Origin of the sequence: Tumidithrix elongata BACA0141, from assembly GCF_036349135.1 — a bacterium.
GTDB classification, from domain to species: domain Bacteria; phylum Cyanobacteriota; class Cyanobacteriia; order Pseudanabaenales; family Pseudanabaenaceae; genus Tumidithrix; species Tumidithrix elongata.
Map to the genome: position 1 here is coordinate 1 of NZ_JAZBJZ010000150.1, position 10,410 is coordinate 10,410.

Consider the following 10,410-nt stretch of genomic DNA (forward strand, 5'->3'; position numbering starts at 1 on the left):
TCTCTTTTTATTTTCGTTTTTCGTCTCTGACTGATTTTTAGAGGTGCCCTAAAGCAGTCTTTTGCAGAACTAGAGAGCGTCAATCAGAACCTAGAACAACAAATTGAGGAACGCACATCGGCATTACGGGTATCCGAGGAACTTTTCTCTAAAATATTCTGGGCTTCTCCATACCCGATCTCGATTTCCAATCGCGCCAACAGACGAGTCGTCAAAGTCAATCAGAGCTACTTGTTCTATACAGGTTATGCATTAGAAGAATTGATCGGGAAGAGAGTTGAAGAACTACCCCTTTGGTATAAGCCCGAAGATCTAGTTCGTTTTTCCCAAGCTTTAGATGAAAAAGGCGCGTTTTACAACTTTGAATTTAACTATCGCAAGAAATCGCAAGAAATCGCGACAATTTTGGTCTCGGCTGAAATCGTTGAAATCAATGGAGAAGCCTGCGTTCTTACACTGCATAACGATATTACCGATCGCAAACAGATAGAAGCCGCTTTAAGCCGTAGCGAAGAGCGGTTTAGAACCCTTGTTGCCAATATCCCCGGGATAGTCTATCGCTGCGCCTGCGATCCTGACTGGACGATGGAATTTATTAGCGGTGCCGTTTTGGAAGCCACGGGCTATCAAGCTGAAGATTTTATTGGCAATCAAGTACGAAGTTGGGCAAGCATTATCCATCCAGAAGACCAACAGATGGTGGGACGAATTGTTGGTGAGGGTGTTGCACTCAAGCAGCCCTATATTCTTGAATACCGCATCAATGATGCTAATGGTAAGATCCGTTGGTTCTATGAAAAAGGGCAAGGGATATTCACACAAGATGGCAACTTGCTTTGGCTTGATGGCGCGATCTTTGATATTAGCGATCGCAAGCAAGTGGAAGCCGATCTTTTAGAGCGGGTTCACCTATCGATCTTAATGGCAGAACTTGGCTCGATGCAGAGCCATGCTGATTCCTTAGCTGAACTGCTCGATGGTTGTGTTGAATCTCTATGGCGACATTTGAATATTGCCCTCGCCCAAATTTGGACGCTCGATGAAACTGAGAGTGTCTTGGAATTGCAAGCCAGTGCTGGGCTGTATCATATAGAGATGACTCACAGGCACATTCCAGTAGGTCAATACAAGGTCGGTCTAATCGCTCAAGCTCGTCAACCATACTTGACCAACGATCTGCTCAACGAGCAGAATATTCTTAACAAGGAATGGATGCTACAAGAAAACCTAGTATCTTTTGCAGGATATCCCCTGATGGTAAAAGAACGTATCGTTGGGGTCATGACCGTTTTTGCTCGATGCCCATTAAGCAATACAACGCTCAAGGAAATGGAGTCTGTAACCAATGCGATCGCGTTGGGAATCGATCGCAAACAAGCAGAAGCAACCATCCAAGCCGCAAATGCGGAAATGCGCGCCCTATTTGCCGCTATGGATGACTTGATCCTCGTTCTCGATGCTGACGGACGGGTGCTCAAAATCCCCTCTACTGAGCGACAACTCGGATTCCGAACTTTCAACGACATGATTGGCAAGAATCCCGCAGACATCTTCTCTTCAGAACAGGCTACGCAATTTGTAAGTTCCATTCAACAATGCTTAAAAACCCAGAAAACCCTAAATATTGAGTATAGTCGCCTCAATGCCGATCGTGAGGTTTGGTTGAATGCGAGGATTTCTCCGATCGATGATGAAACAGTAATTTGGGTGGCGCGTGACATTACCGATCGCAGGCAAGCCGAACAAGAAATCAAACAGGCAAAACAGGCAGCCGAGGCTGCTAGTCAAGCGAAAAGCCAATTTCTCGCAAACATGAGTCACGAACTGCGAACCCCCCTCAATGCCATTCTTGGATTCACGCAACTGATGGCGCGGGATCTATCCCTCAAGGAAAGCCATCGTTCTTATCTAAAAATCGTACATAACAGTGGAGAACATCTACTGGAATTAATCAACGATGTTTTGGATATGGCAAAAATTGAAGCAGGTCGAATTACGCTGAATGAAACGAGTTTCGATCTCTATCACCTGTTGAATATCCTTGAAGAGATGTTTCAAATCAGAGCTAAGGAGAAGGCATTACAGTTGATTTTCGAGCGATCGCCAACGGTTCCGCAATGGATTATGTCCGATGAAGGCAAACTGCGCCAGATTTTAATCAATCTGCTCAGTAATGCAATTAAATTTACCGATCGCGGCACGGTGATGCTATCGATTGAAGCGATCCCCCCCTCTAGCGACCTAGAATCTTTCAACTCCGAAACCAAGACGATGTTGCTCTTTGAGGTAGCAGACACGGGCGATGGCATTCCCACAGATAAGTTAGAACAGGTGTTTGAGGCATTTGAACAGACGGAAATCGGCAAACAAGCAATAGAAGGAACTGGTTTAGGACTGCCCATCAGTCGTAAATTTGTGCAGCTGATGGGTGGGAAGCTTACCGTCAGCAGTAAGCTAGGTGAGGGGAGTATCTTTCAAGTCTGCTTTCCAGTCAATGTTACCGAAGCAAAGATGCAATCGGCGAGATCGGGCGATCGGCAAGTCATCGGTTTAGCACCCAACCAACCAGAATATCGGCTCTTAGTGGTGGAGGATCGCTGGCAAAGTCGGTATTTTCTCGTTAAGCTACTGGAATCTATTGGCTTTCAAGTGCAAGAAGCAGAGAATGGCGCGCAAGCGATCGCGATCTGGGAACAGTGGCAACCGCACTTAATCTGGATGGATATGCGAATGCCTGTTATGGATGGATACGAAGCGACCAGGCAAATCAAGTCCCACTTAAAAGGTCAAGCCACAGTCATTATTGCCTTGACTGCTAGCGCTTTAGAAGAAGAAAAAGCGATCGTTCTATCTGCCGGCTGCGATGACTTTGTGCGGAAACCGTTTCGCGAAGCGGTAATTTTTGATAAGTTAACGGAATATTTGGGAGTGCGCTATCTATACAAAGATGAAATGGATGCCTCTAGCCCATCGAGAGAAATCGCCGATGTGGTCATATCGGATGCTGACTTCAAAACAGCCCTATCCCTAATGCCCCGTGATTGGATCGAACGACTCCATCAAGCGGCGATGCTGGCTGACAACGACTTAATCACCGAACTAGCCCGTGCAATTCCTGAAAAAAATATTGGTTTTAGCAATGCATTAACCAGTTTTATTGATAATTTTTGTTACAATCAAATCATGGTTTTGGCTCAAGAGGCTCTTACCAACAACGGATCGGCGGCAAATAACTAGTCAGTAGGGAAGCTTTAGACCAAAACTTTACGGGTAGTAACTCAGAATGGCTAGCAAATACAACGGTGACATTCTAATTGTGGATGATACGCCAAACAACTTGCGGTTTTTATCGACAACCTTGACCGAGCAGGGCTATAAGGTACGCAGTGTCATGGAAGGGGCGATGGCATTGACCGTGGCGCAGGCAGCCCAGCCAGATTTAATTTTGCTCGACATTATGATGCCAAATATCGATGGTTACGAAGTTTGCCAGCATCTAAAAGCCAATGCAAAAACCCGCGACATCCCTGTAATCTTTCTGAGTGCCCTAGATGAAGTTCTAGATAAAGTCAAAGCCTTTAGCGTTGGGGGGGTTGATTACATCACCAAACCATTTCAGTTAGAAGAAGTTTTGGCTCGTATTCAAACCCATTTGAGCCTGAGAGCCGCGCAAAAAGAGATTCATCAACTCAATTCCGAACTCGAACAACGGGTTCGCCAACGAACTTCCCAACTGGAACACGAGATTGCCGAACGCCTGCAAGCACAGGAGAAACTGCTGCATGTAGCTCTGCATGATGTGCTTACAGGGCTGCCAAATCGAGCTTGGTTTATGAAGTCCTTAGAGCAAATGCTCAAACAGGTCAAGCAGCAGCCCAATCATTGTTTTGCCGTACTCTTCTTAGACTGCGATCGCTTCCAGTCGATTAACGACTCTCTCGGACATCTGGTTGGCGATCAACTGCTGGTTTCTATTTCCCGCCGTATCGAGCTATGTTTGCGCCCCGGCGCGACCTTTTGCCGCCTCGGTGGAGACGAATTTACAATTTTGCTTAAGAACATTGAAGGTCTTGCTGACGCTACCCAAATTGCCAAAGACATCCATCGAGAATTAGCAACACCTTTTCAGCTCGGTGAATACCAAGTATTCACGAATGTCAGTATTGGGATTGTACTGGGAAGCGAAAGTTACGAACAGCCCGAACATATTTTACGAGATGCCGATACCGCCATGTACCGCGCTAAGGCAAATGGCAAAGCCTGCTATCAGGTATTCGAGCCCACGATGCATCAACGCGCCTTTACCAGCTTGCAATTAGAAACTGACTTGAGAAAAGCCTTGGTAAGGGATGAGTTTATCACCCATTACCAGCCGATCATTTCCTTAACCACCAACCAAATTGTGGGATTTGAGGCACTAGCGCGTTGGGTTCACCCAGAGCAAGGACTGATTCCTCCTGGCAAATTTATTCCGATCGCCGAAGAGACTGGGTTAATTATGGCAATCGATCTCTGCATCATGCGCCAAGCCTGTCGTCAACTTCTCGTTTGGCAAGATGAAGGTTTAGTCGCTCAGTCTTTAACCATGAGCGTAAATCTTTCGGTCAAGCACTTTATGAGCTTCGATCTGTTGGAGCAAATCGACAATATCCTTCAGGAAACGGGAATCCAAGGTCAGAATTTAAGGCTGGAAATTACCGAAAGTGACATTATGGGCAATGCCGAATTTGCTAGTAAAATCATCGAGCAACTGCAAAATCGGCACATTCAGTTAAGCATTGATGATTTTGGTACGGGTTATTCTTCTTTAAGTTATCTCCATCGCTTGCCGATCGATCGCCTCAAGATCGATCGCTCCTTTGTCATGAGAATTGGCGAACATGGTGAGAACACTGAGATTATTCGAGCGATCGTGGCATTGGCTAACAGTTTGGGGCTAGGTACGACCGCAGAGGGGGTCGAAACGCCCGAGCAGTTGGCGCAAATCAAAGCGTTAAATTGTGAATTTGGTCAAGGGTATCTATTTTCCAAACCTCTGGATGCTGAAGCGACAAGAAAAGTATTGGAACATGGTTGAGCAGGTAAGAGGTTTCTGGAAAAAATATCCATGTTAGATTTTTGGGCAAAAACCAGTGGAACATGGGTAAATACCCTTGCAATCGCGATCGGAACCTTTAGCGGACTGGTACTGCGAGGGCGATTGCTGTCAAATATGAAGTATATATTTACGCAATCCACAGGACTGATCGTTCTCTTTATCAGCCTCAATATGGCAAGTAGTCTGCTCAAGGTCAAAATTGGCAAAATCGATGGCATCTTGATTGGTTTGGCAGCCCTCGCGATTGGTGGCATTTTAGGGGAATGGTGGCAAATTGAGCAGCATTTGGAATATATAGGAGATTGGCTAAAAGCCAAATTTAAAGGCAGTGGAAAATTTACTGAAGGTTTTGTGATTGCCAGTTTGCTCTTTTGCATTGGGCCTATGGCGATTATCGGGAGCCTCAACAATGGACTCACAGGAGACAGCAATCTGCTAGTGCTTAAAGCCGCTCTGGATGGATTCATTTCCATCGCTTTTGCCAGTAGCTACGGCATCGGTGTGGGTTTCTCGGCATTACCCGTATTTCTCTATCAAGGTGGTCTGTCCCTGTTAGCAGGGGGCTTGGCACAGGCACTCCCCGACCCTGCGAATGCTCCCCCCGTACTTCTGATTACAGGTGTAGGTGGCATTTTGCTCTTGGGCTTGAGTTTAAACCTATTAGAGCTTGCGACGGGCGCAACCAAAATTAGAGTTTCTTCTTTTCTGCCCGCGATCGCAATCGCACCCCTAATCTACTGGCTTGCAACACAAATCCTCTAATAGATAGGCTAGATAGGCAAATTGAAAAATCACAAGAGATTAAAAAATTCGCGATCGATTTCATAGCCGAGGCTTTGCGTCATTTGTTGTAGCTTTGCCGTGTTAAAAATGCCGCGTTGCTTCAGCCAGAGCGAAATACTAAACACCTTATGCATCACAAAAAGCTCCAATGCCTCTGGATTGAAAACAATGCCATCGGTACTGCTGAACTGATGCGGTACGAGCATGGCAGCGTAGCGGGTGAGTTCGCCACTACGCCAGTCAAGGATATAGGGCAACCAAGGATACAGGGCATCAAGACGCACGAACCAGAGACGAACTTCAGGAATTTCTGAAAGTTCGCGTGGATCGCCTAGCTCTCGCGGATACAGAATCTCAAATTGCAACTGGGGTTCTGAAATCGCAGGATCGTCAGAATTACTCGCCAACTGTTCGAGAATTTTATCTATGACTAGCTTTGCTGGAGTGATATCGATCGCTTCAATACAAGCCAAGTTAAGATTGATCGTCGTCATAGCATAGAATCCTTATTTTGTCCCTTATTTTGCCTTAGTGAGATTCTCACGCGGATCGAAAGACTGAACTTTTAGCAGTTGTTCGTACAGTTCGCGTTCGCGGTTAGAGGGATTTTTGGGAACCACAATTTGCACCTCCACATACTGATCGCCAAAGCCCCGACCATCTTTGGGAAATCCTTTACCCGTAAGTCTCAGTTGCTGACCTGATTTAACTCCGGGGGGAATCGTGAGCTTGACCGCTCCGCTTAGGGTGGGCACTTCTACTTGGATGCCCAGAACAGATTCGCTCGGTGAAATGGGAAGTTGGCAGCGCACATCCGAACCTTCGAGGGTAAAGAAGGGATGCGTTTTAAGGCTGATTTTGAGATATAGGTCTCCCCCCGAAGGTCCTTGCCCCTTGAGGCGAATCCTTTGCCCAGACAGAACGCCTGCGGGCATATTGACCTCAAGCGATCGCCCATCTTCTAGCCGAATGCGTTCGCGCCCACCCACATAGGCACGCTCTAATGGAAGTTCTAATAAAGCTTCAGAGTCGCGCCGCGCCGCAGGACGTGGGGGAGCCTGTGTATTCGTGCGATAGCTATAACTTGGATCGGGGGGACGACCTTCGGTCGTGCGAAACTTACCTAAAAGCTGATCGACAAATTCTTGGAAGTCGCTAAATTGGCTAAAGTCAACATCGCCCGAATAGTTGCGCTCGAAGTCGGGGTTATAGGTTTCTTGGCGGGGCGCACTCGAAGCAGCTCGATTTCCCCCTTGAAAACCACCCTGTTTCCAAAACTGCCCAAATTGATCGTACTGCTGTCGTCGAGATGGATCGGATAAGACCTCATAGGCCTCACCAATATCTTTAAAGCGTTCTTCCGCAGACTTATCGCCCGGGTTAAGGTCAGGGTGATACTTACGAGCTAACTTACGATATGCCCTCTTGATTTCATCGACTGAGGCGGTCTTAGGTATACCTAAAATTTCGTAGTAGTTGCGAAAGTTTTGCATAATCACTGAATCACGGCGGTGGAGTTGTTAAACCCTTGAGATATCCTAGCTTACATCGCTTCAGATTTTTTTAATCTTGGCTTGCAAGAATTTGCTAGTACAAAAAGTAAGTCTCATAAAAGTTACGTCCAACTAGCAAACCACATTAGCATGTGAAAATGTACCGACGAGATCGGTAAACCGATATAAATTGGCAACCAAAATAGAAAAGATCCCGCGATCGCGATCGCAGTCGTCATCCCAACCGCTCTAAAAAATTCATGCTGTTGCTGCCAACACCACTCAACCACCAGCGCGATCGCCATAAAAGCAAACACAGAAGCAGGCATATAGTGGTACAAAAACGTACAGCGACGGCTGAGGCTCCAGGGTAACCAGTTTCCTAAAAAACTTACGACAACGTAAAACGCCATCCAAGGAAAATTTGCGATCCGACCTTGAACGAATTGCCGAGAAAATCGCTGAAAAATTTGCTGAGATAATTCTTGAGAAAGTTGACGCACTAATTGGGTCTTTTGCGTTGTCACACTTTGTAAAACATTGTGTAGATACCTTTGCAGGAGTGGACTAATCGCTAGTACTAAAGTCAAACCGCACAAAAGTATGGCGATCGCGCCAAACCAGTATAAAAAAGGGTTGCCCATGCCATGCACAAACTCAACGATCTCACCGTTGGCTCTAGTCTCGTAAAAGTAAGCCACTGGGCGGATCAGCCAAATCCAAGTCCACCATGCCGAGCAATAGGGATGAATCGGTTCTTTTGCCCCCACGCCTAAATTTTGATGAAAGCCAAAAATCTGTCGATGTTGCTCGAACAGATCCATGGTTGGGTTGAGTTGTAAATGGGGCTGCCACTGCAACCAGTAGAAACCAAGCGGCAAAAGCACCAATCCCAAACCGACTTGCACCCAACTGAGGGACTGCTTGTACTTTAAACGAATTATCAGTGCGATCGCTGCCAACCCCACCCCATAGCCCAAGCCCGTCCATTTCACGCTGACGGCAGCTCCGAACATCATACCTGTAGCCAATACCCATGCCCATCGCTGTCTAGAACGTTTGAGGGCTAATACCATGCATACCTGACTCAGCATGCCAAATAACAGGATGTAGATATTGATCAAGCCATAGCGAGATTCCACCAATAGCAGCCCATCTAAAGCCGTAAACCAACCTGATAACCACGCCCACACAGGACGATTGCTGAGCTGAGCGACCAAGGTATAGGTAATCAGGGGAACCAATGCCCCTGCTAGGGCTGACATACAGCGAAACCCAAAGGGATTGTAGCCAAATAGCTGAATCCCTAAAGCAATCATGTATTTGCCCAAAGGCGGATGGGCATCAAAAAATGGCTCACCTGTGAGGTAGTCAAGCCCAAACTTGGGATAGTAAACCTCATCAAATACGGGCTTTTCTAGATGATCTAACTGCCAAAATCTCGTGGTAAAGGCAACCAAAGCGATCGCCGCAACCCCCAACCATGGATGCTCAGAAACATAGACAAAAAAATTACGGGGAGAACTAAGCTTCATGACTCTCCATCTCCCCTAGCTGGCTTGAGTACTTGATAACATCAAATTTTCTTTGAATTTTAGCTAATTTATTTAGCTGCCTTTATTTGCGCTAAATAGGACTCTAGGTCTGCGGCTTCAGCGACACCCGAAAATAGGAATCCGTTAAAGATAAAGGTAGGCGTGCCCCGAATTCCAAGGTTTTGTCCTAGCTCCATGTCTTTTTGGACAGCCGTTTTGGCAGCTTCGCTATTGCGGTCTTGGTTGAATTTATCAACATCCAACTTTAAGCTTTGGGCAAGGGTTGGATAAAACGACTCATCTAGTTTTTCTTGCTGCTCAAATAAGCCATCATGGTATTCCCAAAATTTACCCTGTTGCCCTGCTGCCCATGATGCCAACGCTGCGGGTAACGCCTGAGGATGGATCTGGACGAGAGGGAACTGCTTATACACCAAGGTCACTTCGTCCTTATGCTTTGCCATAAACTCTTTGACAATGGCATGGGCTTTAGCGCAAAAAGGACATTGAAAATCAGAAAATTCAGCGAGTATGATTTTCTGAGCTGTTGCACCCATCACAGGTGAGTTGCGAATTATTAAGCGTGGTTCTTGCTTGATTTGTTGCAAAACTTGATCGCGAAGCTTTGCCTGCTGCTGTCTTTGCGCTTGGTCGTAGGCTTGGATCGAATCTAAGATTGCTTTAGGATTTTTACGAATTACCTCCAACACTTTTGTCTCAAATTCTGTGTCGGTTAATTGTCCGCTGCCAGATTGCCCCGCAGAAGCGCAGGCCGTTGCGGAAAACACCAGCAACATTAAGGTGGCAAACAGAGAAACCCAAAACTTTAAGGTAGAACGCATCATCAAACGCATTAGAAAAATCCGCAAAAAACTAGTCCCAGTCTATACCATATGTTGGCAGAGATGTTTGCCTAAGCTCGGTTGGCAATCGCAAAAAGCTTGGGTTAATCGTGCTTTGAGGCGATGAGTCTATTGGTAGATTCAGGAATATTGGTTTAATGTTAAGAATAGTTATGATTTTGTAACATATTAAATTAAGTTTAAACACCCACCCCCATTCCGATCGCAAGGATTTAGTTTGAAATCTATGAGTTTAGATCGCCAAGATTCGCAAGCAACAGTGCAAACATTAGTAATTACTGGCAATTATCAGGAATACCTACAATGGAGGCAAAAACATAGGAATATCAGTAATTGTAAGTATGTTGAAGGGCTTGAGGATATTCAAGGCTTAAATGGATTTTTTCTGGAATTGGTGCTGTATGGTACTTATCAACTCAATCCAGTTTATGGTTCCTATCAAATGCAAAGATTGATTGCTGAAAGTCAGTCTCCATTTAAATCCTATATCAAGGCCTAGATCAGAAACCAAAATCGCAAATCAAAAAAGTCAAAGGCTTGGCTTTACCAATGGGTGAGATAATTTTTCTCTTCAAATTTATTCACTCACCTTACGCGGAAGAAATATTTATGTAAAATGAGAGAGAAAAGGAGATAAA

The 10,410-nt window shown here is 45.7% G+C and carries 9 protein-coding genes; 4 read left to right on the top strand and 5 right to left on the bottom strand.

Going from position 1 to position 10,410, the window contains the following annotated elements; genetic code table 11:
• Nucleotides 1-83 precede the first annotated feature (83 nt).
• On the bottom strand, nucleotides 84-215 hold the full coding sequence (locus tag V2H45_RS23125) for a hypothetical protein (RefSeq protein ID WP_330486051.1): 132 nt from the start codon (nucleotides 213-215) through the stop codon (nucleotides 84-86).
• Between V2H45_RS23125 and V2H45_RS23130 the strand changes: the two genes are divergently transcribed.
• From V2H45_RS23130 to V2H45_RS23140, 3 genes are read left to right on the top strand one after another with little or no spacing between them, the layout of a single operon-like run.
• The gene (locus V2H45_RS23130; RefSeq protein ID WP_330486059.1) at nucleotides 184-3,237 is read left to right on the top strand and encodes a PAS domain S-box protein; all 3,054 of its coding nucleotides are present in this window, start codon (nucleotides 184-186) and stop codon (nucleotides 3,235-3,237) included. The genes V2H45_RS23125 and V2H45_RS23130 overlap by 32 nt on opposite strands.
• Nucleotides 3,238-3,283: 46 nt before the next feature.
• Nucleotides 3,284-5,077, top strand: a complete 1,794-nt coding sequence (locus V2H45_RS23135; protein WP_330486052.1) for an EAL domain-containing response regulator — start codon at nucleotides 3,284-3,286, stop codon at nucleotides 5,075-5,077.
• Nucleotides 5,078-5,107: 30 nt separating this feature from the next.
• A complete protein-coding gene (locus V2H45_RS23140; protein ID WP_330486053.1) occupies nucleotides 5,108-5,860 on the top strand; it encodes a DUF554 domain-containing protein in 753 nt (250 codons plus the stop codon).
• Nucleotides 5,861-5,889: 29 nt separating this feature from the next.
• Here V2H45_RS23140 and V2H45_RS23145 read toward each other — a convergent pair whose 3' ends face one another.
• The 4 genes from V2H45_RS23145 to V2H45_RS23160 all read right to left on the bottom strand — a co-directional run bounded on the left by V2H45_RS23145 (nucleotide 5,890) and on the right by V2H45_RS23160 (nucleotide 9,754).
• Nucleotides 5,890-6,375, bottom strand: coding sequence for a CRR6 family NdhI maturation factor (locus tag V2H45_RS23145; RefSeq protein ID WP_330486054.1), 486 nt, complete (start codon nucleotides 6,373-6,375; stop codon nucleotides 5,890-5,892).
• 24 nt (nucleotides 6,376-6,399) lie between these two features.
• Nucleotides 6,400-7,374: a J domain-containing protein gene (locus V2H45_RS23150; protein WP_330486055.1), complete on the bottom strand. Its 975-nt coding sequence runs from the start codon at nucleotides 7,372-7,374 to the stop codon at nucleotides 6,400-6,402.
• 122 nt (nucleotides 7,375-7,496) lie between these two features.
• Nucleotides 7,497-8,909: a phospholipid carrier-dependent glycosyltransferase gene (locus V2H45_RS23155; RefSeq protein WP_330486056.1), complete on the bottom strand. Its 1,413-nt coding sequence runs from the start codon at nucleotides 8,907-8,909 to the stop codon at nucleotides 7,497-7,499.
• A 68-nt stretch (nucleotides 8,910-8,977) separates the two neighbouring features.
• The gene (locus tag V2H45_RS23160) at nucleotides 8,978-9,754 is read right to left on the bottom strand and encodes a DsbA family protein (RefSeq protein WP_330486057.1); all 777 of its coding nucleotides are present in this window, start codon (nucleotides 9,752-9,754) and stop codon (nucleotides 8,978-8,980) included.
• A gap of 244 nt (nucleotides 9,755-9,998) precedes the next feature.
• Here V2H45_RS23160 and V2H45_RS23165 point away from each other — a divergent pair, with 244 nt between their 5' ends.
• The gene (locus tag V2H45_RS23165; protein WP_330486058.1) at nucleotides 9,999-10,271 is read left to right on the top strand and encodes a hypothetical protein; all 273 of its coding nucleotides are present in this window, start codon (nucleotides 9,999-10,001) and stop codon (nucleotides 10,269-10,271) included.
• Nucleotides 10,272-10,410: the final 139 nt, after the last annotated feature.

Excerpts from the sequence above, each read along its gene's own strand:
- V2H45_RS23140 (WP_330486053.1), top strand. The coding sequence starts at position 5,108 with ATGTTAGATTTTTGGGCAAAAACCAGTGGAACATGGGTAAATACCCTT.
- V2H45_RS23165 (WP_330486058.1), top strand. The coding sequence starts at position 9,999 with ATGAGTTTAGATCGCCAAGATTCGCAAGCAACAGTGCAAACATTAGTA.
- V2H45_RS23135 (WP_330486052.1), top strand. The coding sequence starts at position 3,284 with ATGGCTAGCAAATACAACGGTGACATTCTAATTGTGGATGATACGCCA.
- V2H45_RS23155 (WP_330486056.1), bottom strand. The coding sequence starts at position 8,909 with ATGAAGCTTAGTTCTCCCCGTAATTTTTTTGTCTATGTTTCTGAGCAT.
- V2H45_RS23150 (WP_330486055.1), bottom strand. The coding sequence starts at position 7,374 with ATGCAAAACTTTCGCAACTACTACGAAATTTTAGGTATACCTAAGACC.
- V2H45_RS23145 (WP_330486054.1), bottom strand. The coding sequence starts at position 6,375 with ATGACGACGATCAATCTTAACTTGGCTTGTATTGAAGCGATCGATATC.
- V2H45_RS23160 (WP_330486057.1), bottom strand. The coding sequence starts at position 9,754 with ATGATGCGTTCTACCTTAAAGTTTTGGGTTTCTCTGTTTGCCACCTTA.